We start from the raw sequence: 24,798 nt of genomic DNA, 5'->3' as shown, positions 1-24,798 counted from the left end.
TTGCTCTTCTCATAGAAAATCCCCCTTAAGTCAATAAAAAATCGTCCCTACTGCAAATAAATGCAATAGGGACGATTTTAACCGTGGTACCACCCAACTTGTGTATCAAAAATACACCGCTCACTAGAAGATAATGGATTCTAGTTATTGACCATTGTCGTGATATTACGGTATTTCGCCACCTTACCCTGATTGGTTCGCAGCAACCACCAACTTCCTGACACCCAGATAAGGCACTACTTCATGTAATTCGACTTTAATTATTAAAGAGAGTATAAAACTTGATGAGAGGAATTGCAAGAAATGTTTCCATGATCGATTGCTGGGAATGACGAAGCTCATAATCCCCCAAATGCACATTGTCGTTAAATAATCTTAGCAATTCTTCCCCATTCGCCTAAGATTATCGAAAAAATTCTTATTTTCACCTTTTTAAATAACAAAATGTAACCAAACCTAACATCAAATGCCCATTTGTGATAATATAAATGCATTCTCATTAGAACTTTTTAATCTAATTCTTATGTTGCTCTTATTTAGGAGGATGCCTATGAAGTCAAAAATTCAAGAGAACCAAGATGGAACCATGCGTGCGTTAAGTAATCGTCACGTTCAGATGATCGCGATTGGTGGAACGATTGGTACCGGGTTGTTCCTGGGCTCTGGGAGCACCATCAGTAAGACGGGTCCCTCAGTCATGCTGATCTATTTGGTACTTGGCCTGTTTTTCTTTTTCATGATGCGTGGAATTGGTGAAATGTTCTATTCCGATCCGTCGCAACATACATTCGTTTCATTTATTTCCCGTTATCTGGGTCCAACAGTTGGTCATTTTACCGGCTGGACATACTGGATTGGGTTGGTATTCGTTTGTATGGGTGAAATTAGTGCCACAGCAACGTATGTTAAATTCTGGTTCCCCCAGGTTCCGGCTTGGATTATTGAAGTTATTTTCTTGGGAGTTTTAGCTGGAATTAATTTAATTGCTGCACGGTTGTTTGGAGAAGCTGAATTCTGGTTTGCAATGATCAAAATCGTTGCCATTCTGGCATTAATCTTTACTGGAATCTTTATGATGTTCAGCCATTCGGTGACGCCACTTGGCCATGCCACAATTGGCAATATTTTCCACAATTTTCAACTGTTCCCCCATGGCGGTGTGAGTTTTATCGCTGCGTTCCCAATGGTCTTCTTCGCATTCATGGGAATTGAATTCGTTAGTATCACAATTGGTGAAGCCAAAAATCCGCAAACGGTTATCAAAAAGGCCGTTAATGAAACTTTGATTCGGATCTTAATCTTCTATATTGGGGCCTTGACTGTGATTATGGGGATCATCCCATGGTCATCCATTACCCCTGACAGCAGTCCCTTTGTTCAAGTATTGAAACTCGCCGGATTACCAGCAGCGGCCGCCGTGATTAACTTTGTTGTTTTAACTTCCGCCGCATCATCCTTAAACAGTTGTATCTTCTCAGCCGGCCGACATTTCTATCAGTTGGCAACAGAAGTTCCGGAAGACAGCTGGATGCGAAAAACGTTTGCTAAAATTTCCAACAATGGTGTTCCTGCCCGGGCAATTATCTTCTCGGCAGCACTGGTCTTGATTACGCCACTGATCAGTTTGACTAACAGTTTGGCATCCGTATTTACCATCGTAACTGGAATTTCCAGTGATATGTACATCATTGTGTACACCTTGGCAATGCTGGCTCACAGAAAGTACCGTCAATCAGCTGACTTCCTGCCAAATGGCTTCTTGATGCCGGCATACAAGATCATGAGTCCGCTGACAATCGCATTTTTTGTGGTTATCTTTGGTTCACTGTTCTTTGTTCCAGAAGACATTATTGGTGCTGTTGGTGCAATTGTCTGGACGGTTGTTTTCGGTGCCGCAACTTATATCCATCAAAGACGATTGGTTCCAGACACCGACCAGTAATTGTCTAACAATTCAATGAAATGAATTTGCATGTCTCTTCCAATAAATATCATATAATGACTCTGAAAAATTCCCGACAGTGATGCTGGGAATTTTTCTTTGCTTCATCATTGAGATGAGAACCCACCAGAAATAATAAAGCAGGCCGATTTATGGTAAAATAAGAGCATTAAGCTATTATGAAGAGGAATTAACATGAAAAATTGGTTCACAAACAACCGTGGTGAACTGCCACCATTTGTTCATAACCGACGCCTCAGAAGGATCATGATGTTCATTTCATTAATCGTGATCTACGGCATCGTTATTTCATTTTTATATAATATCGTGGCTTCCCTCATTCTCATTGTGATCAGTGTTGTCGGCTTGATTTTTACCATCGTCATGATGAACGAAATCAGTTCCGATACCAACCGCTATATTACCGACCTATCATACCGAATTCATCGTGGGGAACAGGAGTCGCTGCTCGAAATGCCGATCGGCGTCATGATCTTAAATGACGACGAACAGGTGGAGTGGGCGAACCCCTATATGGTGAAGTATTTTAAGGATGAGAATTTGTTGGGTCGAAAGATCGACGACATCGATCATGACCTCCAGCAGTTAATCACCAAGTACGCTGAATCAGATGAATTCCACACGATCACTTGGCGGGACCATAAGTTTACCATGCTGATCCAAAAGGAATATAACTCGGTCTATTTGATGGATATTACCCGGTATGCCAACCTGGAGGAACGATACAACGAAGAGCAGATCTCCGTTGGTCAAATTTTCTTGGATAACTACGACGAAATTACCCAGTCAATGACTGACCAGGAAATCTCTAATTTAAGCAACTATGTGACCAACGAATTGGCAACCTGGTCCCAAAAATATGGGATGTATCTCAAGCAAATCGATGATGACCACTTCTTCCTGCTGGCCTACTCAAAGTCGTTGACGGCGATTGAGAATGACAAGTTCAATATCTTGGACACTGTCCGAGAGACGACTTCCAAGCAAAACTTCCCACTGACGTTGAGTATCGGGATTGCTTACGGCGAAGATGACCTGAATAATTTGGCCGACCAAGCTCAAAGCAACCTTGATTTAGCGTTAGGTCGTGGCGGTGACCAGGTCGTTGTTAAGTCATTGGATGGTACCGCGCGGTTCTATGGCGGCAAGACCAACCCAATGGAGAAGCGGACCCGGGTTCGGGCACGGATGATTTCTCAAGCTTTGAACGAATTGATGAGTGCCTCAGATCAGGTCTTTGTCCAAGGCCACACCAGACCGGACATGGACTCCTTGGGTGCTTGTCTGGGGATCAGACGAATTGCCCAAATGAATAATAAGAAATGCTGGATCGTCCTTGATAAGGAGAAGGTCCACTCAGATATTCAACGATTATTGGAAGCAACCAAGAAGTACCCAGAAATTGCCGATTCAATCATTACCCCTTCAGAGGCGATTGCCAAAGCAACTGACAGCAGCATGCTGATTATGGTTGATCATTCCAAGCCTTCAATCAGCATTTCAGAAGACTTATACAAGCGAATGTCAGCAAAAGTGGTCATTATTGACCACCATCGCCGGGGTGAAGAGTTCCCTGAAAACCCAATGCTGGTATACATCGAACCTTACGCATCATCCACTTGTGAGCTGATCACGGAAATGTTTGAATATCAGCCGCACGAAGAAGAACCAATCAACCGGATTGAAGCAACCGCAATGCTAACCGGGATCTTTATTGATACTCAGCGCTTCTCAATGCGAACCGGTACCAGAACCTTTGATGCTGCCAGTTACTTGCGTTCTGCGGGAGCCGATTCTGATGAAATGCAGCAATTTATGAAGGAAAATATTGATAGTTACCTGCAACGCAACCATCTAATTTCCAAAGTTGAATTCTTCCACAAGAATATGGCTTTGATTGTTGGCGAAGAAGACCAGGTTTATGATCCGGTCACGGCGGCACAAGCCTGTGACTCGTTACTGACAATGTCTGGGGTTGACGCATCATTCATCATCACTAAGCGCTCCGACGGCCAAATTGGCGTTTCTGCTCGAAGTACCGGTGCCGTTAACGTTCAAGTCATTATGGAGCAAATGGGCGGCGGTGGCCACTTATCCAGTGGTGCCACCCAGGTTTCCGACAAGTCGGTTGCCGATGTGAAAAAAATGTTGCTTGAAACGATCAAGAATATCGATGATAATGAATAAAGGTATTTAAATTTTTGAGGATAGTAGGAGTGATCTGTTATGAAAGTTATTTTTCTGCAAGACGTCCGTGGTAAAGGTAAGCGCGGGGAAGTTAAAGAAGTTCCTGACGGCTATGCTCAAAACTTTCTGATTAAGAATGGGAAGGCAAAGGCAGCCACTAAAGCGGCAATGAGCCAGTTAAAGGGCCAACAAAAGGCCGAAGAAAAGCGTGAGGAAGAAGAGTTGGAGGAATCCAAGCAGTTAAAGGCCAAGCTTGAAGACGACAAGACAGTCGTTGAATTAAAGGCCAAAGCTGGAACGGACGGCCGCCTCTTTGGTTCAATCCCAAGCAAGCAAATTGCCACAGCACTGGAAAAACAGTATGGTGTCAAGCTTGATAAACGCAAGATTGAATTACCGGAACCAATTAAAGTTGCCGGCTACACCAACGTCCCGGTTAAGTTGCATGTTGATGTGACTGCTAAGATCCGGGTACATGTTTCTGAAAAATAGAGCGCGAACAACCTTTATCCAGGTAAATGTAACAGAGACTCCTCACAAAAGGACCACCTTGTGGGCGAGTCTCTTTTCTTCTCCAATCTGACCAGATTTAAGGGGAGTGTGCTACAATTTAACTATTGTATTTAACGTGAACGAATTTGAGGAATAAACATGAGCAATGAGTTTGTAAACGAATTACCACCACAAAATATCGACGCGGAAAAGGCCGTCCTCGGATCGATTTTCTTGAGTACCGATGCTTTGGTTGAGTCCATGGAGTTCTTAGAGCCTGATGACTTTTATAAGCATGCTCACCAAATTATCTATCAGGATATGGTCACTTTAAACGACCGCGATGAAGCAATTGATGTGGTGACAATCACCAACATTTTAACTGAACAAAATAACTTGGACGACGTTGGCGGCATGGAATACATCGCCGATCTGGCTGGTTCTGTCCCAACGGCTGCCAACGTGGCTTACTACGCAAAAATCGTCAAGGATAAGGCCATTTTGCGCCGGCTGATCCAAACTGCCACCAACATCGTTACTAACAGCTATAATACCGATGACGATGTCACCACGGTCTTGGATGACGCTGAACGAGATATTATGAATGTGGCTGAAAATCGGACTCAGTCTGGTTTTAAACCGATCAAAGAAGTCTTAAATAACGCCTTTAACGAAATTGACCGCTTGTCCCAAGAAGGGGATGCGGTTACCGGTCTTTCAACCGGTTATCCGGAACTCGACAAGATCACAACAGGTTTGCATAGCGATGAGCTGATCATTTTAGCTGCCCGACCGGCCGTTGGTAAAACGGCCTTTGCCTTGAATCTGGCCCAAAATGTCGGGACCAAAACGGATAAAACTGTCGCTATTTTCAGTTTGGAAATGAGTGCCGAATCGCTGGTTAACCGGATGCTGTGTGCCGAAGGTAGTATTGATGCCAACCATTTGCGGACCGGTCAACTAACTGAAGATGAGTGGCAGAATCTGGTAGTTGCCATGGGCAGTTTGTCTCGGGCCAACATTTATATGGACGATACGGCGGGGATCAAGATGTCTGAAATCCGCGCTAAATGTCGACGGCTGGCGAAGGAAACCGGTAACTTGGGCTTAGTGGTTGTCGATTATCTGCAGCTGATTGAAGGCAGTAACGCCGAAAACCGGCAACAGGAAGTTTCCGGCATTTCCCGTCAATTGAAGAAATTGGCCAAGGAACTCCATGTCCCCGTGATTGCGCTATCTCAGCTTTCTCGTGGAGTTGAGCAACGCCAGGATAAGCGGCCCGTCTTATCTGATATCCGTGAATCAGGTTCAATCGAGCAGGATGCCGATATCGTCGCCTTTCTTTACCGTGATGATTATTATCGTGATGAAGACGATGATAGTGATGATTCCGGCTCCGAGGGTGAAGACGACGAAAATAATGTCGGAGAAGTTGAGGTCATTATTGAGAAGAACCGATCTGGCCCTCGTGGAACGGTTAAATTACTGTTCGTGAAGTCGTATAATAAGTTTTCATCGATTTCCTATGCTCAGCAGTAATAGATTTTATCCAAAATATCATTCTAAGCGGCCTTTGGGAAATTTTCCATTGGCCGTATTTTAATATCGTTATTTGTAAGATTCTTCTATGTCAGATATTTGGCAAGAATTTCGATGATCAAGTATAATCAGACTTGAGGACAATTGTGAATTTGTTTAAATTGGAGGGTCTTTAATGACAAAACGGCTTAAGATTGGAATTTTGGTAGTGACTTTTCTACTCATCCTTGGCATTTCAAACACCAGCCAGGCAAAAAGTAAAATTAAAGTTTATTGGGATAATCATGATGATCGATTGGATACAACGCATATGTATACGGCCCCAACAATTCAGAAGGATCAGCAAACTGGTTACATGTGGAACTTTAAGCATACCAAGCGAATTCATAAACTAAACAACTATAAGTACACCGAATGGAATTTGTATAGTGCTGTTTCCGTTACAACTAAGCATGGAAAGGGCATCTATTATAAGATTAGTAACGCTGATCAATCAGTTCGGGGGCTTGTCTATCATAAATATGTAACCAGGGCTTTAGCTAAGAACGTTAATTCATTTACTAGCGATGCAGAATACATTAACTATTTAAAGACGGCACCATCTCAAAAACTTGCTAGACAGATTTTGAAGCTATTCCCGAATAGTCAGGTTAGTTTGGATTTGTCAAAGCAAGTTGCTAACAATAATCCAATTGCTAAAACAGGATTAATCCCACTTAATGGATTTACCAATAAATTGGATTTTAATGCCAATTATCTGACGTATAAGGGTAGTAAATATACAAATTACAAAAACCATTATTTTCTTGGGTCTGATCCTTCATCGTTTTTGAATTCGACATATTTATTACCTGCTACGGGTCGAGTAAATGCAGTTGCCAAAATGCTTGATGCGGCGGGATACACTGCTGAGAAGAGAGCCAATATGGGAAACTATCAACTAGGAATTTGTATTTATGATGAGGTGGGGGATCAAGATAATCACAAAAGTGATACGCTTATCCATCCTGGGGGATCACCATCATTTTATTTGATTTATAATGTTGTTTTAGGGGAAAAAGAAAATTAAAAATGTGGTTTATGTATACTAAAGGGACTCGGAAAAATCTGAGTCCCTTTAGTATTAGTCAGATATTAGTCAAAAACCGACTTATCAAAACTATAGACCGTATGTGGTGTGTCACTCCCGCCATGGAATTCTAAGCCAATCATCCTCACTACAGACACTAATAATCAAATTTTGGGAAAAGCGATTCGGGTCATAAATGAGCTGCAATGACGATTCGTTCCTGCAAATGTTAAATGCGTCAATAGTGTTTGTGGTTTGTAAATCGTTTCTCCAATGCAAAAAGACGGCTCCTTTGAGGGAAGCCGTCTTTGGGATATTCATTATTTTTTAAAACTTGGTCGGAATAACAGCTGCCAAACCGCGTCGTTCTTTGCCGCGATAACCAATCCAGACTGCCAGTGACCCGATTACCAGGCCACCAAGTGCAACCCACCAGAGGGTCTGCTGGAAGGCACCTGTGTTGCCGAGGTTAGCCATGATGTTATAACTGCTGTAGATGTTTTGGTACATTGGCGTCGTTTGGCTTAAGAACTTGTAGAAACTGGTCATGGCCGCCCGTGGGAGCGTTCCGCCACCAGCCATGATTTGAAGGACGAACAGTGGTAATTGAATCAGCAAACTTGGTAGGCCGCCAAATAGAAGTGCCAAGCCGCTGGTAAGTTCGAAGGCTGCAAAATCGTACAAGACATTTTGCCAAAGCAAAGCGTTGAAAACCCCACCGTCAAAGCTGACGAGGCATCGCAGCGCACCAACGGTCAATAATGCTAAAACAACCGCGGTAATAACGCCCGTGACTTGAAGGCCAAGGAAGGTTTTCCACTTGCCGGCGATGAAACGAACCGACATGAAGGTCATCGTGATGATGATTGAAGCGATCATCAGGCCCAGATATTGGCCCATCGAGATAAACATCGGTGCCATCTGGTGCTGCATATTGACCTGCTTGGTACCCATGGTATCGGTCGATGATTTAGCCGTAATGTTAAATGGTGCTGCCATCTTAGTGGCCCGGGCCATGACTTGCTTTTGGATCTTGAGTTGTACTTTTGCTTGAACCTGTTTTTGGATCTGTTTTTGATTAACAGCTTGACCTTTTGAGGCCGTCATAGCTTTTTGCATGGCGGTCTTCATTCCAGCTGCCATTGCAGTTTTCATCATCTTAGGCGCAAGTTGTTTGGCATACATGCCGACAAGCGACTGCTGGGTCAACTGGGCGTTAACTGTACTTTGGATCCGGGAGATCAGTCCCTGATTAACGTTGGTTTGGACCATGCTATTAGCGTTATTGACGACAAAATTAACGGTTGGTCGTTTGCCGGCACGAACGTCCTTATTAAATCCATCGGGAATCACAACCGCCAGCGAAGCTTTACGAAGTTCGATTCGGTGTTTGGTTCGGCTTAGGCTACTCGAAGTCGAAATATGCTTGAAGGGCAGGTTGTCCTTCAAACCGTCGGCAACCTTATCCGAGATCTGTTGGTTATCTTGATTGACAATGACGATTGGTAAGTTTTGAGTATTGGTTGGCATGTGCTTGAAAGCCGGTAGAATGCAGAATACAAACGAAACTGCAATAAAACTGGCGACTAACATTCCCAGCCAACTAAATTTATTTGAAAACCATTTTGACATTTTAGTTGTTCCTCCTTAAAATAACGAATGAATGCTCATTCATTTTTGTAACTTAGCAACAATAATCTTTTTCTAAACAAATGTCAAACACATTTGAAAAGTCATTCCAAGTCCGCTAAACTAAAAACGAAATGAGGTGCGAGCTGTGGCTGATGCAGAGAATGATTTTCAACAATTATATAAAGAGACACTCAAAAAAATGGACGGTCTGACAGATAAACAGAAGCGGATCCTCCAGGCGGCCCTCGAACTGTTTTCTACTCAAGGCTTTAGTGAAACCTCAAGTGCCCAAATTGCTGATCGGGCAGGCGTGGCTGTCGGTTCGGTCTATCAGCGTTTCCACAATAAACAGGCTTTATTGGTGGCGGTGCTGGCCCCACTATTAAACGATGTATTGCCTAAAGCCGTTGACGAGTTTGGCAATACGGCTTTCAGCAAGTCTTACGATGAGGTCGAGCCCTTTGTCAGAGCAATCGTTCCTGATCGGCTGAGATTTATCGACCAGAACTACGCTGCCTTGAAGTTACTTGCCGGACAGGTGATTGTTGAAGATGAGGGGATTATTTCACAGCTTACAGAGGCCTTTAGCAGTCACATATCATCCAACGTGATACCAAATATCAAACATCTGCAAAAGACCGGCAAAATGGCCCGGTTCCCGGAGCGTTATGTTATTCAATTCCTGTTTTCGTCTGTCATTGGCTATTTTGGCAAACGAATTCTCGGCATTCCGGTGAACATTGAAGATGAAATTAAGTATATGACCGTCTTTTTGACGAATGGACTAACATATCATAACGTCAAATAGCTGTCCATCATCCTATGAAGGGATGCAGTGGACAGCTATTTTTAGGCAAAAAAATAACAACCACGGCTATGAGTAGCTGCGTGATCGTTATTTAATGGTATGTAATTGATGGGCAGTCAGGGGCTCGAACCCTGGACCCACGGATTAAGAGTCCGTTGCTCTACCAACTGAGCTAACTGCCCATTACTAACCGACTTAAATATAATAGCATATGCTCAAAATATTTGCAACACGGAAAAGGGGATTTATTTGACCAATATCGGTCTGTGTTATAATAGCAACATGTTGGCGTGTGCAAATTTTAGAAAATAACAATATTAAAATCCATGTTAGGAGAAATTGTTAATGGCAAAAAAGATACTGGTTGTCGATGACGAAAAACCAATCGTCGACATTGAAAAATTTAATTTAACTAAAGAAGGCTACGAAGTCTCAGTAGCTTATGATGGTGAAGAAGCATTGCAGCAAGTCAAAGACGTTGATCCGGATTTAATTATCTTGGATCTGATGTTACCCAAAGTTGATGGCCTGGAAGTTGCCAGGGAAGTCCGTAAGACTAAGGACACCCCAATCATTATGGTGACTGCCAAAGATTCCGAGTTGGATAAGGTTCTTGGCTTGGAGCTTGGGGCTGATGATTATGTGACCAAGCCATTCTCGAACCGAGAATTAGTCGCCCGTGTGAAGGCTAACCTACGCCGTCAGGGGACCAATAGCAGTTCCAATAACGAAGAAGACGAAAATAAAGATATCAAGATCGGTGATTTGGTGATTCATCCGGAAGCTTACTCAGTTTCCAAACGGGGTGAAAATATTGAATTGACCCACCGTGAATTTGAATTGTTGCATTATTTGGCCCAACACATTGGCCAAGTCATGACCCGGGAGCATTTACTGCAGACCGTTTGGGGCTATGATTATTTTGGTGACGTGAGAACCGTTGATGTCACTGTCCGGCGTCTCCGTGAAAAAGTTGAGGACAGCCCCAGTCATCCAACCTGGCTGGTAACCCGTCGTGGGGTAGGTTATTACCTGCGCAACCCAGAAAGTGATCAAGCATAATCTCAATGAAATCAATGCATAAGGGGTATTAACTGGTTGTGAATAATCGAATTAAATTTTACCAATCAATCAAATTTAAGATCGCACTGGTTTTCGCCCTGATCCTCCTGGTAACGCTGGAAATCGTTGGTGCGGTCTTTGTTAGGCAGCTGGAGCATCAAAATTTGGCGACCTTTAAGAACCAAATTCAACTGCAGACTTATGTCACCAATTCATTGACGACCCAATTGTCAAGTGCCGATGAAACAAAAGCCAACGGCCGGATCAAGACCATCTTGAATGATTCCGACAGCGGCAATACCGCGCAAATTCAAGTCATTGATAATAAAGGGACAATTCGCGGTACCAATCAGATTAACAACCAGGCGATCGTTGGCCAAAAGACCACCGATGATAACGTCAAGAACGCAATTTACAACGGGAAAAAATTTGAAAAGACAACCTATGATTCTTCAACTGGTGCGCGTTATTACACCATGATTTCACCGTTGATTAAGAGCTCCAACAATAATAGTACGGTCGTCGGGGTGGTATACACCCGGGCGAACCTCGACAGCGTCTATGACAGTATTAACAGCATTACGCTGATTTATCTGTTCGCCGCGTCGATTGCCATTATTTTGGGGTTATTAATCTCGATTGTTATTTCGCGAGCAATTACACGACCGATTGAAGAAATGAAGAAGCAGACCATCAGAATTGCCCGTGGGGACTATTCCGGCCAAGTTCACGTTTATGGAAATGATGAGCTGGGTCAACTTGCCAGTGCGGTTAACAACCTATCTGTCAGGGTTGAAGAGTCCCATGAGTCAACTGAGTCTGAACGGCGACGCTTGGATTCGGTCCTGGCAAATATGACCGATGGTGTTTTGGCGACCGATCGGCGTGGAAACGTGATTATCATTAATGAAACGGCCGCCAGTTTCTTGGATCTTGATGAAAACCAAGCCATGGGCAAGTCGATTTTGGACGTGTTGGATATTCGCAAAGACTACAGTCTGCGGGACTTGCTTGAAAAACCGGATGAGTTAATCCTTGATTTTTCAAGTGAAGATCACAGTCTGGTTTTGCACGCCCATTTTTCACTGATTCAACGGGAATCCGGCTTCATTAGCGGGCTGGTCTGCGTGCTTCGTGATATCACCGAGCAGCAGCGAATCGATCAAGATCGTAAACAGTTCGTGTCCAACGTTTCTCATGAATTGCGAACCCCATTGACCAGTGTTCGTTCATACATTGAAGCGCTGTCTGATGGTGCCTGGAAGGATCCGAAGCTGGCACCGAAGTTCTTGAAAGTCACTCAAGATGAAACCGATCGAATGATTCGTATGATTAACGACCTGTTAACATTGTCACGGATGGATTCCGGGACGCAGAAGATGGAAGTGGAATTGGTCAATATCAATGAATTGTTCAATTATGTTTTGAACCGATTTGACATGATTCTTAAAAAAGAAGATCATCCAGAAAAGACCTATACGATCAAACGCTACTTTACCAAGCGGGATCTGTGGGTTGACCTGGACACCGACCGCTTTACCCAAGTATTGGATAATTTGATGAATAACGCCATCAAATATTCACCGGATGGCGGCGTGATTACGTGCCGGCTCTATGAAACCAGAAATAAGGTCATCTTAAGTGTCAGCGATCAAGGATTGGGAATTCCGCGAAAGGATATTCCGCATATCTTTGACCGGTTCTATAGAGTTGATAAGGCCCGTTCCCGTCAGCAAGGCGGTAGCGGATTGGGCTTGGCGATTTCCAAGGAAACTGTCGAGGCCTTGCATGGCCAAATTTGGGCCGAGAGTGTGGAAGGCAAGGGATCAACATTCTATATTGCTTTGCCATACGAACCGGTAGAAGAGGAGGACTTGTGGGATGAGGTTTAGTAAATACTTAATACCCCTTGCACTCACCATTGCGGTGGTTGCCAGTCTAACGCTCTCGGTGGTTCTCTGGACCAATCCGGCTAATTATCGGACCAATAAGCAAACGGCGCAAAGCCCGCAGACGCAGCAGATGATTAAGCCCAAACGGTACGTCTACTCACCGGTTCAGGCAATTCATACGAATGCGGACGGGACCCAACAGATTATGGTCAACAAGTTAGTGAACACCGTGACTGAGATTAAGAAAACGATGCATCATTATCAAAATCCGCGGATGAAAACTTTAAGCAAAAATTCGCAAGTTGACTATTTTCGAATCGCTAACCAGACTGATTCGATTATGCTGAACTATTCAGACACGGTTTCGATGCGGACATTTAACGCAATTGTCAGCAATCGATTCCGGAAGCTGCCGAACATCAAAATTAACCGAGTTGTCTTGCCAACCAACAATTCAACTAAACTGTATCTTCTCTATGATAAAAATTTCACTGTGTATGAAGTCGATGTTAAAAAACACAGTTTAAAATCTTTGAACAAGGTTCTGCAGATGGACATGCGGACGCAACCGGCCAGCTTCAAGTTATTAAATAATCGGCCGATCGTATACGTTACCAGCTCCGTGCAGATGCAGCCTTATAAGTATTTGATTGACCGTCAATCTGACGATTACTATGTTAGCCGACTGCTGAATACTCAGGATTCAACCAGCATTAACGTTAAGCGGCGAAAGAATATGACGATCTACGGTGATCAAAGTTCGCTGCAATTAACGTTTAACTCCAGAAACCGGATGGCGGAATTTTCTGACTTTCGGCCAAATCATAACCGCCGCAGTTTGACGTCAACGATTAACGATTCCTACAAGAACATCACTAAGTTAGGGCTGCCAATGGATAACGTCCGTTTCTTCAGCTATGATCCAAAGAGCCGGACGGTGATGTATCGGACCTATGTTGAAGGTTTTCCGATTTTTCGAGCCAGTGGCTTTGGGACCGTCTCGACGCGGACACTGAACTCCAGTGCTCAGCGGATCCAATTTTCATTGGATAATCCTGAGGTGCCGCTGCCAAGTAACAAGGGCTACGTTTCGCTGCCGTCAACTGAAACAATGCTGAAGCGGCTGGTCAATCGTGGGTACAATTTAAAGGATCTTCAGAAAGTCCGTCTGGGTTATACTTGGAAGAAGGATTCTACATCTCCATTATTGATTGACCTGAATCCAGATTGGTACATCTATTATAAAAATCAATGGCGCTCTTACACTGCACTTATGAACCAATATTAGGAAAGGAGGGAGCCTGGTGAACTTTCGAAGAATTGAGATCATCTTTTTAGTGACCTTTATCGCAATCGACATTTTCTTGTTTGGGATGTTCAAAAAGAACATGGACATGCAGGCCGACAACGTGTCCCAAGGCGACTCGGATTCAGTGATCGTCAAGGAAATGCGTAACGACCAGATTAAAGTTGGCAACTTGTCCAAGAAGAACGAAACTGCCTATTACATTTCTGGTGAACAAAGCGACGTTTTGCGTAACCAGATGGGACAATTGGTTAACCAGACTCCCCAATTTGTTGGTCATGAGCTGGAAAGTGAACTTAAGCAGCCAATCACGGTTGATAAGAATAATCCACGCAAATCAATTGATAAATTGTTAACCGATTCCACGTTTGTGTTGTTTGGTGACCAGTACGTTTACAGCAAAAACCTTTCAACCAGTCGGAATATCGTTTACAATCAAAAGGCGATGGGAAGTTCGATTTACTCCTCTGAAGCCCAGATCAGATTTACGCTGAATTCCAATTATCAGATTGTCAGTTACACTCAGTCTTATCTGCAGGGAATCAAGAGCCTGCGCGAAAGTTCGGAAACCATTTCGGAAACCCGGGCGTTAATTTGGTTGTATCAGTATAATGAGATTCCGAATAACACCACGGTTGCATGGGCAAGTCTCGGGTACACCAAGTTATTGTCAATCGATGGCGATCGAGTCTTTATTCCAACTTGGATTATCGCAATTAGACCTCAAAATTCTACCCAAGTTCAGTTGAAACGGATCAACGCGTTTACGGGTGGCATTATCAAACAAACTGATGAGAATTTAAAGAATAGTCAAACATCAATGAATTAAAGTTAGGAAGAAGAACGGTTATGAATAATGATGATATGAAAATCAGCGTCCTCGCCAGCGGTAGTGGCGGTAACGTGACTTACATCGAAACGCCGGACCACAAAGTTTTGTGTGATGCGGGATTGAGCGGCAAGAAGATTGAAGCGCTCATGAATTCGATTGGTCGAGACCTCAGTGACGTCGACTCACTTTTTGTGACCCATGAGCACTCCGATCACCGACTGGGTGCCGGTGTCTTGGCACGCAAATATGGGATTCAGGTGTATGCCAATGAAGGCACCTGGAATGCTATGGCGCCAAGGATTGGTAAGGTCGCAGACGATCAAAAGAACATCATTGCTCCTGACAGTGTGATGGATATGGGCGATCTTGATGTTGAAAGCTTTTCGGTGTCCCACGACGCTGCTGAGCCACAATTCTATGTTTTTCATCATAATAACAAGTCTTTTGTTATCCTAACTGATACCGGTTATGTTTCTGATCGCATGGAAGGCGTCATCAAAGATGCCGATGGTTATCTTTTGGAATGTAACCATGATATTGAAATGCTGGAAAATGGCGATTATCCTTGGATGACCAAAAAGCGGATTTTGGGTGATCAAGGACATTTGTCCAATGAAGATGGCGCCAACACCATGTTGGATGTCATCGGTCATCGGACTAAAAAAGTCTTCTTAGGTCATCGCAGCCTGCATAATAACATGAAGACGCTTGCCCACTTGACGGTGGCTTCCATCTTGGAAGACCACGATATGGGTGTCGGTGAGGACTTTAAGCTGTACGATACCTCACAGGACCACGCTTCGCCTTTAATGATTATTTAAAAATCCTTTAGATATTTCTAAACTTTAAAACACACTTTCGTCATGAAAAAAGTATATTATAGGTAATATAAAATAATAAGGGGGCACACTAATTGGCACAAAATAACGGATTTGGAAAATTCATTGCGACCGCTGTGATCGCTGGCGCACTTGGCGGCGGGATTACTTACGGCGGAGTTTCTTATTTTAACAACAATAATAATGGAACTGGAACAGAGCTGGTTTCTGGTACGAACAAGAATGGCAATACCAAGGTCAGCAACGTAAAAGTTAATCTCAATACTCAGGCAGAAAAAGCGTTTAACGCAACTAAGAGCACTGTTGTTTCCGTTATTAATTTACAGAAACAAAGTTCAAGCGACGACACCTTATCTGGAATTTTGGGTCAAATTCAAGGCGGTTCTTCCAGCAAAAAGAAGAGCAGCGGCGAACTTGAAGCCTCAAGCGAAGGATCCGGTGTGATCTATAAGAAGAGCGGCAATACTGCTTACATCGTTACCAACAACCACGTGGTTGCCGGTGCCAATGCCCTCGAGATTATTCTCAGCGATGGCTCGAAGGTTTCCGCTTCGGTTGTCGGTAAGGATGCCGTTTCTGATTTGGCCGTTATCAAGATTAACTCTGACAAGGTCAAGAAAGTCGCAACTTTTGGCGACTCTGATAACATCAAGGTTGCCGAACCGGTTCTCGCAATCGGTTCACCACTGGGCTCACAGTACGCAACTTCAGTAACTCAGGGAATTATTTCCGCTAAGAAACGGGAAGTACCGCAAACTTCAGAGAGTGGCCAACAAATTGGTAACGCAACGGTTATTCAAACTGATGCTGCGATCAACCCCGGGAACTCCGGTGGGCCATTGATTAACTTTGCCGGCCAAGTGGTCGGGATCAATTCCATGAAATTAGCTTCTGATCAGCAGGGTACCAGTGTTGAAGGAATGGGCTTTGCGATCCCAAGTAATGAAGTGGTTATGATTATCAACCAGTTGATCAAGAACGGCCAAGTTATCCGTCCGGCACTGGGAATCGGCTACACCGATCTATCCAACATTTCCGAGCAGCAGCAACGCTCTATTTTGAAGCTGCCTAAGAGTGTTACTCAAGGGGCGGTTGTTCTTAACGTGAACGCTAATTCACCTGCTAAGCGGGCTGGATTGGCCAAATACGATGTGATTACCGAGCTGGATGGCACTAAGATTACTCAACAAAGTCAATTGCGTGATATTCTGTATAAGCACAAGATTGGCGATAAGATCTCAGTTACCTATTATCATAAAGGTGACAAGAAGACTGGCTCAATTACTTTGAACGAAAAAGCAACCAGTAAAGTTTTAAGCGAAGCAAGTAAATAATCCTTAATTATAAGTATTGATAACCTCCGTTTTCTCATAAGCGGAGGTTATTTTTTGCCTTAAAATGAATTGTCGGTCGTTACTTACTTAACATAAGTGTAATACTTAACATTCATGTAATGTTAATAAATTCACATTTGAGATACAATAATGATGTAGCACAAATTGATCAAAGGGGATATCGACATGAAAATTCATATTAAGGGATCAATCCTGGTTTCCATGGCTGCTCTGGGAGTCTTTGCTGTAGTTGGGATATCGCAGTCTTCAGCTGTTTCAGCAAAATCTCGGGTCCGGGTTACGTCGAACGTGAAATTGAGGGGTACCGGAGCTTCGCGCAACGTGACCTTTACCGGTAAAGCGGCATTGTGGACCAAGGCTTCAGCACTAAAAGGAGCCAAGAAGGTCGCAACCACCATTACGTTACGGGATCTTGCCAAATCAACCCGATCAAGCAAGAACGTTCGCGCTTATCGGGTTGCCAGAACCAACCGGGGAAAAGTGTATTATAAGGTGGTTACTTTTGACGGTAAGGATCGCGGTTGGATTTATGGTGGTAAGAGTCGGTCAAGCTTTGCTGGCGGGGTGAAATCCTATCTGACGTTCCAACAGAACTCGCTCACTGATGATATGAGCAACGGGACGTTCCAATTCGCAAACCCGGGAACCGCAAACAATAATCAGACAGTTACATATGAGCAGCCAGCTTGGACGCAATACAAGGTTGGCCGTCAGGTAACTGATTCAAGACCTTATGCAAATGTCAGTTACCAAATTGACCAAGCTGGGATGAGAACCCGTGAAGGTGACCAATGGGTTCACATTTCTGCCACCAATAATGGTAACTCCGGCGCGGATGGCTGGATTTTGTATTCAGGATTGAAGAAGACAACCAACATCAATTCACCAATTGCTGATAACGCGATTCGAATTAAGTTAGTTGATTCGGCGACAGGTTCGTCATTGACCTCGGGTGATTTCACGAAGACTGGGGTAACTAAAGGCGCAACAGTCGGCTCCAATGTGAATGGCACTTGGAAGCTGGATTCCAATGATTCCAGTTCAATTCAGTCACAGATTGCCTCTGCACTTTCACCACTCGGTTATCCGGGATTCACCTTGACTCAAGGCCAGATCGCGGCCATTGCCCAGGGAACCTTTGGATCCAGCGTGACGATTTCAGTTGTGAAACCAACGATTAACAAGGCAGTTCGGATTGTTTTGACAGATCCGAGCGGAAACGTGATTAATTATGTTGATTACACGACTGCTAACGCTGCCAATGGTCAACCGGTGGGTGTGCAGGATGGCTCAACTTGGAAATTGGCGGCAACCGATACGGCTGCTATTCAAGCTAAGTTAGTTGATGCGTTAAAGGGTACCGGTTTTGCATTAAGCGCCAACAACACATTGACCACTGACCAACAAGCTCAAATTGCTCAAACGACATTCGGTAACCAGGTTTCCATTAAGACCGTTGCCGTTGACCCAATCAAAGACAATGAAGTTCAATTGTCGTTTGTTGATCAGGCCGGTAAGGCTGTTGGTTCAACAACCTTGACGAAAGGCACAAATGACAAAACGGCTTTGGACACGATTAAGACTGTTAGTGTTGCTGACCCAACGTCACCTGATGCTGCTACCTTGAAGAAGGCTTATGCTGCTCTTTTGGCCAAGGCTGGTATTAAGGGCTACACCACTGATGGTTTGAGCAAGGATCAACTTGCTGCGAACTTAGCTGCCATTAAAGCGGCTGCATATGGTCAGGATGTTAAGTTGGTTGTCGCTAAGCTGCCAGCGAAGGCATTGGTTTCCAGTGCACTGTTCTTTGATAAATCTGATACCAAGGACGTAACTCAGGATCTTGCATACTTTGAAAATGCAAACGGTAAACGTGATAGTGACGCAAACTTTAGCAAAGCATTGGCTGGAGACGCGAATATCAATGGTTATGCCGGCGATGTGGTTACGGTTGCAAACCTCAATGCTGCTGTTAAGGATCAGGGATTGAATACAATTTACTACGCAGCAAAGAATGACGGTTTCCTCTGGGGAGCTGGAACTCATTTAGCGGCTAGTGACTACAGTGGAACGAATGGAACGTTATTTGCAGACGGTATGAGTGGTAAGACAATTTATGTATTCAAATTAACCTTTACCGCTAAACCTGATAATCCTGATACGTCGATTGGTAACAGACTAGATTCTAATAAGCCTCTATTCGACAAGCAGGGGAATGCAACTATTGGTGATACAGGCAATCAAGTGGTACTGAAGTATGATGAAGTCAAGGCTGGTAAACAGATTACCCTTGATAGCAACAATATGAAAGCCAAAACACTCGCAGAGTTGTTTGGTGAATAAGCACAAAAGTTGATCAGAGGACTTCAATTCTCAAGTTGGGATTGAAGTTCTTTTGTGTCTGTAGCCACATGGCTTCTTATTTAAGAGCCCTAAGTGGAACACAGAGGATAACACCCTCCTCCGTCTGAAACACGTGATAAGACTCATATTTAGGGCTAATATCCCCAGGGATCGGCAACGCCCATTCCCCATCGTGATTAATCAAGTTGACTGTCAATGGTGATTCTCCAATCTTTAAAGTGGATTTGTTTGGGACAATTCAGGTATAATGATTAAATTGATTCGATTTGTCCGCAAACATTGGACCGCTTCACTGTTTACGAACGGCCTTACCAAATATATGGAACTTGTACCGTACACATGGTATAAATACGAACGACGAACCAAGTTTTATTTAAAAAATTCATCGGATGTAAAGATTTGATAAACTATCCACATTTTGGCTGTGGATAACTCTGTGGACAATCCACAAGATTCTGTTATCCACTGATAGAATAACGTTGAATAGTTATCCCCCAAAAACTAAAAGTTATCCACAGAAATTGTGGATAACTTTTTTTGATATAAAAAGGGGATTTGTTCGTTGAGATAATGACTGATATAATAGGGTTTGCGGTGACAGATTGCGAACACACGTTGTCCACAGTTCTGTGGATAACATTTTTGACCCTTGACAATTTTTAAAATAATGCGGGTCACTGAAAAGTTGATAAGGTGCATAAACCTGTGGATAACTCTGTGGACAACTTGTTAATAAGCCCGCTTTTTTACACAGGATAACTATAAATTTGGAGGCAATTACATAGTGAACATTAAATTGGTCGTTGTTGGAAAATTAAAAGAAAAGTATTTTAAGCAGGGGATTGCGGAATACGCGAAGCGGTTATCGCGCTTTTGCAAGTTTCAGATTGTGGAAGTTCCCGATGAGAAGGCGCCAGAGTCACTCAGCCAAGCAGAAATGGATGAAGTGATGGACAAAGAGGGTGCGCGAATTCTGGACAAAATAAAGGACCGCGAGTACGTGTACGCACTCGCGATCCTAGGCAAGGAGCGGACTTCAGAAGCGTTTGCGAAGGAAATTGCCGACCTGACAACCTATGGTCATTCGGACATCACCTTTGTTATTGGCGGATCACTTGGGTTATCGAAACACGTTCTCGATCGTGCCGACACCCAGATTTCCTTTGGCCGGTTCACATTGCCCCACCAATTGATGAGGTTGGTGTTGACTGAGCAGATTTACCGGGCTTTTATGATTAATGAGGGCAGCCCTTATCATAAGTGACCGCCCATTACTGCGCAAATCAAAACCAGCTGGTAACCCTATTTGGGAATACCAGCTGGTTTTTTTATCGTTATGATGTTATCAGATTCAGAGTTGCAGTAACTTTTCCGCATTCCCATGCGCAAACAATTCCTTCTCCTCATCCGTTAGAGGACTGCTCTCAATGAAACTGCCAGAATTTTCCGGTTTGATATAAGGGTAATCAATCGAGTACAGCAAATGCTCAATCCCCACTTCGTCCTTCACGAATTTCAATTGCGGTTCGGTCAAAATACCGCTTGGGGTGACATACACGTGATCGCGATAAATCTTTGAAATGGGTTCGCTGAGGTTGGTTTCCGGATACATGACCTGATCCATTCGCTCAAGGGCAAACGAGGCAAACTCGCCCCAGTGACCGGAGATCAATTTCAGATTCGGGTACTTTTCGAAAACGCCACTTAATAGTAGTCTGACGGTCTGGATACCGACATCGGTATGCCAACCATAGCCTGCAGTTCCCAAAATACCGGAAACCTTGTCATCCCACGGACCGTTAGAGTAATAGTAGTCGATAATCTGTGAATCTGGGAATGAGGGATGCAGATAGACTGGCACATTGAGGTTGGCTGCCGCCTCAAAAATGGGTAGGTAGAATGGATCATCAAAGAATGGATGAGCCTGAGAAGTTGGTCTCACTAGCATGGCCCCCTTGAAGCCGAGCTCTTCGACACCGCGTTTCAGTTCTGCCGCAGCGTCAGTGGGATGGGAAACCGGGAGCGATGCAAAGGCACGGAAGCGATCGGGGGCTTTCGCAACAGCTTTTGCCAGCTCATCATTCGCCAACTTTGTCAGTTCAACCGCAAACTTCGGATCTGAATTTTGCGGGTTCTGATTGCCGTATGACAGGATTTGCATTGAAATCTGGTGTTGATCCATCCATTGAATCCGACTGCCGGTGACGTCTTCCAATTCTGCCTCGGGTGGTAGTGAGCGCTGCATATAATCCTGCATCTTCGGACTGACGTTTCCGATTGGTCGTTTTGGTAAGACCTCGGCCATTTTCTGACCCAACTTTTGTGATGAAAAATGTTCTTCTAATGTAATGACTTTCATGTGATGTCTGCCTCCTTAGCTTAGCAGCTTACCCTTCTTCAAAAAGCGGTTGTTCAAGAACCAGTAATGCTTCGGGTCCCCCAGCAATGCAGTATAAGGAACCGGTGTGCCGCCTTTTTCAATGATTTTCTCATCCAGGTACGCTTTGAGAATCCAAGGTTCCTCCAACCGGGTGGGGTTCAAGTCCAAAATGTCTTGAACATGTTCCGGCGTGGTATCCAGATCTTGAGCCACTTGTTCGATGGGGACTTCTGCTAGTTTGAAGTTGGCGTTAATTTGCTGCTTGGTGTCGATTTCTTGTTGTGGTGTGAGTGACATGTGATTACTCCTTTAGTTGTTGATAAATTTGAGTGAGCTGGTCATAAATCGCATCCGGTGCAAGTAAAGCTGCATCGACTTTCTCATCGAGGACGTCGAACGCACCCTTGACCGCCGTGACGGTCTCTTTGCCGTTTGGAGTCAGGGTCAGCTGTTTTTCGCGGTCATTATCCGGATTGAATTTTTTCTCGATCAAGTTTCTGGTTTCCAGTCCTTTTAACAAATTGGAAACACTGGCAGCGCTGCGTCCTAAAATAATTGTGATTGCCCGCTGATTTGTCCCCGGGTGATCGCCAATGTACCGCAGCGTGTGGGCTTGATCGACATTTAAATTGAGTTCGCGCAACTGCTGATTAATCAAGCCTTCTTCCAGCTTGGCAATTTGATGAATGAGCGATGATACTGAATTTCGATCTTTCAAAACATGACCTCCTCACTTAGATTTATAGTCTACCACCAATAGTTGTAAATGCAACTGTTTTAACCAAAACTATGTATTAAAAAATCCCCCCTTTGATTGGGAGGAATTCAGATTGTTTGTTTAATTAACCGATTGAATTGATTTCCCAGCTAAAAAGTCCAAAATGTTATTGGCACAAATCTCAGCCATTGAATCACGCGCCTCAACGGTTGCGTTGCCGATATGCGGCGTCAAGATGACGTTATTCATTGACTTCAGTCCAGGGGTAACGGTTGGTTCGTGCTCATAGACATCCAAAGCCGCACCGGCGATCTCATGGTTCTCTAGTGCCGATGCCAGAGCCGCTTCGTCAACAATTGGGCCACGGGCGGCGTTGATTAAGAACGCCGATGACTTCATTTGCTTGAAGGCTTTGGCGTCAAGTTGATGGTGATTTTCTTCGGTCAGTGGTGCATGGACCGTGATAAAATCACTAGTTTGAAGCAGATCGGTGAATTCAGCAAACCGGATGTTTAATCGATTTTCCTCATCTCGTGGTAATCTAAATTGTTCTGGCTGCCAGTATTGAACGTTCATTGAAAAGGCTTGCGCTTTCTTGGCAACATCCCGGCCAATGTGGCCCATTCCAATCACACCCAATGTTTTTCCCGCCAGTTCATGGCCTAGAAAAAATAGTGGAGACCATCCCGAAAATCCTTGGTTGTGCATCAAACGGTCGCCCTCGACAATCCGATGGCTGATGGCTAGAATTAAGCCGAGGGTCACTTCTGCCACCGAATTTGTTGAAACAACCGGTGTGTTGGTCACCAAGATGTGGTGGGTACTAGCGGCTTTAGTGTCGATATTATTGAAACCAGCGCCAAAGTTGGCAATTAATTTTAACTTGGTTGCTGCGCTGATGATTGATTCGTCGACCTTGGTGGATAATGTTGTAATCAGAAAATCACTATCTTTCACGGCATTCTCCAACTCTTCGTGAGTGATTAAGCCCTGCTCACTGTCGTGAATGGTAACGGATAGACCAGCACTTTATAATTTCTTAACAGCTTTACTTGGAATTTGATCAGCGATAAATACTTTTGTCATGATTATCCTCCTCATATATTTAATCTAACTACATCATGTGGCTAGGTTGAACAACCTGCAATACCGCACTTTTTTGTAACTGATGGAAGGAGTTGGTTCAAATGACTGATAGCGTAAGAGAAGCAGTCCAAGAAAAATTAGCGAACGGCATTTTCAACTGTCCCAAGGAATTAACTTTGTCGATGATTAGCGGCAAGTGGAAAATTAACATCCTGTATCATCTTGGGACAGATGGACCCTATTATTTCTATGAGCTTCAAAAATTATTGCCTGCAGCCTCAAGAAAAGAGATTACGGCAAAGCTCAAAGAATTAGTCGAAGATGGCTTGGTCAATCGCAAGCCACTGAAGACTGTTCCGGTCAAGGTTCAATATTCAATTACCCCGCTGGGAAAATCATTGATGCCGATTATTGACGCCATGTTGAAATGGGGCCAACAAAGGCTCGACGACTTGCAGTTGGGGCAGGTTGAATTTGGCTTGGGTAAAGTCAAACATGAATGATTGTTCATTTTTCAAAATGCAAACTCCAAAATAGACCTAATCACGATCACTCGTTATACTAATGATTGCAATTAGTAAAACATAATGGTATACGCGAATATTTTGGAGGTGTCAATTATGAACAATAATAGTCAAAAGCCAGCCAAGCCATGGTATAAGAAATGGTGGGTTTGGGTATTGGTCGTTTTTGGATTGGTGATTGCAGTCAATGCAGTTTCCGGTGAAGAAGACGATTCTGCCAGTAACCAGTCAACTACTACAGCGACTCAGGACAGTTCTTCCAGTAATAGCGATGGGACGCTTAAAAGCAATTACAATGTCGGTGAAGTGGCCAACTATAAAGGGTATAAATTCAAGATCAATAAAGTGACGTTCTATAATGGCAACGAATTTGATACGCCCAAGGATGGTAATCGGTATGTGATCTGTAATGTAACCATTAAGAATGATACTGATGAGAAGCAGCCATATAATTCATTTGACTTCAAATGAAATGCTAATGGGAATTCCACCAACATGATGGAAGTCGTGACGAATGAAAAATATACTAACAATACGTTAAACAGTGGCGACCTGGATCCCGGCGCGAGTGTAACCGGTAACCTGATTGGTCAGGCAAAACGGGATGCCGACTTGAAGTTGGAATATCAGCCGTCAATCTGGGATGATAAGACCGTCAAAGTCGATATCAACGAATCAGCGTAAGTTATGGGGCATTTCTTTCACTCCACTTGCTCAATCATATACAATAATGGTGTAAGCGTTTTATGA

19 protein-coding genes, 1 tRNA gene and 2 pseudogenes are annotated in these 24,798 nt (G+C 43.8%); 16 read left to right on the top strand and 6 right to left on the bottom strand.

The features are described 5' to 3' along the window. Positions 1 to 550 precede the first annotated feature (550 nt). The 5 genes from KE627_RS05930 to KE627_RS05910 all read left to right on the top strand — a co-directional run bounded on the left by KE627_RS05930 (position 551) and on the right by KE627_RS05910 (position 7,250). Positions 551 to 1,942 carry an amino acid permease gene (locus tag KE627_RS05930; protein ID WP_013726871.1) on the top strand — a complete coding sequence of 464 codons (1,392 nt, stop codon included), beginning with the start codon at positions 551 to 553 and terminating at the stop codon, positions 1,940 to 1,942. A 195-nt stretch (positions 1,943 to 2,137) separates the two neighbouring features. Beyond that, a complete protein-coding gene (locus tag KE627_RS05925) occupies positions 2,138 to 4,150 on the top strand; it encodes a DHH family phosphoesterase (protein WP_013726872.1) in 2,013 nt (670 codons plus the stop codon). 39 nt (positions 4,151 to 4,189) lie between these two features. Further along, a complete protein-coding gene (gene rplI / locus KE627_RS05920; protein WP_013726873.1) occupies positions 4,190 to 4,642 on the top strand; it encodes a 50S ribosomal protein L9 in 453 nt (150 codons plus the stop codon). Positions 4,643 to 4,801: 159 nt separating this feature from the next. Then, positions 4,802 to 6,181 carry a replicative DNA helicase gene (dnaB, locus tag KE627_RS05915; RefSeq protein ID WP_013726874.1) on the top strand — a complete coding sequence of 460 codons (1,380 nt, stop codon included), beginning with the start codon at positions 4,802 to 4,804 and terminating at the stop codon, positions 6,179 to 6,181. A gap of 175 nt (positions 6,182 to 6,356) precedes the next feature. Continuing rightward, a complete protein-coding gene (locus KE627_RS05910; protein WP_013726875.1) occupies positions 6,357 to 7,250 on the top strand; it encodes a hypothetical protein in 894 nt (297 codons plus the stop codon). Between the two features lie 327 nt (positions 7,251 to 7,577). Here the strand turns inward: KE627_RS05910 and KE627_RS05905 are convergent, their stop codons facing one another. Further along, positions 7,578 to 8,882, bottom strand: coding sequence for a YhgE/Pip domain-containing protein (locus tag KE627_RS05905; RefSeq protein ID WP_056938678.1), 1,305 nt, complete (start codon positions 8,880 to 8,882; stop codon positions 7,578 to 7,580). 145 nt (positions 8,883 to 9,027) lie between these two features. Here KE627_RS05905 and KE627_RS05900 point away from each other — a divergent pair, with 145 nt between their 5' ends. Further along, positions 9,028 to 9,690: a TetR/AcrR family transcriptional regulator gene (locus tag KE627_RS05900; protein WP_013726877.1), complete on the top strand. Its 663-nt coding sequence runs from the start codon at positions 9,028 to 9,030 to the stop codon at positions 9,688 to 9,690. 109 nt (positions 9,691 to 9,799) lie between these two features. Here KE627_RS05900 and KE627_RS05895 read toward each other — a convergent pair. Continuing rightward, positions 9,800 to 9,872: transfer RNA gene (locus KE627_RS05895), tRNA-Lys, on the bottom strand. A gap of 163 nt (positions 9,873 to 10,035) precedes the next feature. On the opposite strand from KE627_RS05895, the gene yycF reads away from it, so the two are divergent. The 8 genes from yycF to rlmH all read left to right on the top strand — a co-directional run bounded on the left by yycF (position 10,036) and on the right by rlmH (position 20,604). Next, on the top strand, positions 10,036 to 10,752 hold the full coding sequence (gene yycF, locus KE627_RS05890) for a response regulator YycF (protein ID WP_013726899.1): 717 nt from the start codon (positions 10,036 to 10,038) through the stop codon (positions 10,750 to 10,752). Between the two features lie 38 nt (positions 10,753 to 10,790). After that, complete coding sequence (gene walK, locus KE627_RS05885; RefSeq protein ID WP_014939043.1) at positions 10,791 to 12,644, top strand: cell wall metabolism sensor histidine kinase WalK; 1,854 nt, start codon at positions 10,791 to 10,793, stop codon at positions 12,642 to 12,644. Further along, positions 12,634 to 13,932, top strand: a complete 1,299-nt coding sequence (locus tag KE627_RS05880) for a YycH family regulatory protein (RefSeq protein ID WP_013726901.1) — start codon at positions 12,634 to 12,636, stop codon at positions 13,930 to 13,932. The genes walK and KE627_RS05880 overlap by 11 nt, the downstream gene beginning before the upstream one ends. Positions 13,933 to 13,948: 16 nt before the next feature. Continuing rightward, complete coding sequence (locus tag KE627_RS05875; RefSeq protein ID WP_014939045.1) at positions 13,949 to 14,779, top strand: two-component system regulatory protein YycI; 831 nt, start codon at positions 13,949 to 13,951, stop codon at positions 14,777 to 14,779. Positions 14,780 to 14,799: 20 nt separating this feature from the next. Then, the gene (locus KE627_RS05870) at positions 14,800 to 15,603 is read left to right on the top strand and encodes an MBL fold metallo-hydrolase (protein ID WP_013726903.1); all 804 of its coding nucleotides are present in this window, start codon (positions 14,800 to 14,802) and stop codon (positions 15,601 to 15,603) included. A gap of 92 nt (positions 15,604 to 15,695) precedes the next feature. Continuing rightward, positions 15,696 to 16,955 (top strand): S1C family serine protease, encoded by a 1,260-nt coding sequence (locus tag KE627_RS05865; protein WP_013726904.1) that lies wholly within the window; start codon positions 15,696 to 15,698, stop codon positions 16,953 to 16,955. 186 nt (positions 16,956 to 17,141) lie between these two features. Beyond that, positions 17,142 to 19,319, top strand: coding sequence for a hypothetical protein (locus KE627_RS05860; protein ID WP_056938676.1), 2,178 nt, complete (start codon positions 17,142 to 17,144; stop codon positions 19,317 to 19,319). Positions 19,320 to 20,124: 805 nt separating this feature from the next. Continuing rightward, a complete protein-coding gene (rlmH, locus tag KE627_RS05855) occupies positions 20,125 to 20,604 on the top strand; it encodes a 23S rRNA (pseudouridine(1915)-N(3))-methyltransferase RlmH (protein WP_013726906.1) in 480 nt (159 codons plus the stop codon). An 87-nt stretch (positions 20,605 to 20,691) separates the two neighbouring features. Here rlmH and KE627_RS05850 read toward each other — a convergent pair whose 3' ends face one another. The 4 genes and pseudogenes from KE627_RS05850 to KE627_RS05835 form a co-directional block, all read right to left on the bottom strand. Beyond that, positions 20,692 to 21,699 (bottom strand): amidohydrolase family protein, encoded by a 1,008-nt coding sequence (locus KE627_RS05850; protein WP_013726907.1) that lies wholly within the window; start codon positions 21,697 to 21,699, stop codon positions 20,692 to 20,694. 15 nt (positions 21,700 to 21,714) lie between these two features. After that, a complete protein-coding gene (locus KE627_RS05845; protein ID WP_013726908.1) occupies positions 21,715 to 22,017 on the bottom strand; it encodes a DUF2316 family protein in 303 nt (100 codons plus the stop codon). Positions 22,018 to 22,021: 4 nt separating this feature from the next. Then, on the bottom strand, positions 22,022 to 22,438 hold the full coding sequence (locus KE627_RS05840; protein WP_013726909.1) for a MarR family winged helix-turn-helix transcriptional regulator: 417 nt from the start codon (positions 22,436 to 22,438) through the stop codon (positions 22,022 to 22,024). A 120-nt stretch (positions 22,439 to 22,558) separates the two neighbouring features. Then, positions 22,559 to 23,524, bottom strand: a pseudogene (locus KE627_RS05835) (2-hydroxyacid dehydrogenase family protein). A gap of 101 nt (positions 23,525 to 23,625) precedes the next feature. Between KE627_RS05835 and KE627_RS05830 the strand changes: the two are divergent. Then, entirely contained in the window at positions 23,626 to 24,027 is a 402-nt protein-coding gene (locus KE627_RS05830; protein ID WP_013726911.1) for a winged helix-turn-helix transcriptional regulator, read from the top strand. An 84-nt stretch (positions 24,028 to 24,111) separates the two neighbouring features. Next, a pseudogene (locus KE627_RS12470) lies at positions 24,112 to 24,732 on the top strand (DUF4352 domain-containing protein). Positions 24,733 to 24,798: the final 66 nt, after the last annotated feature.

Origin of the sequence: Lentilactobacillus buchneri (assembly GCF_018314255.1) — a bacterium.
Classification (GTDB): Bacteria; Bacillota; Bacilli; order Lactobacillales; family Lactobacillaceae; genus Lentilactobacillus; species Lentilactobacillus buchneri.
This window is presented reverse-complemented; position numbering and strand designations above follow the sequence as displayed.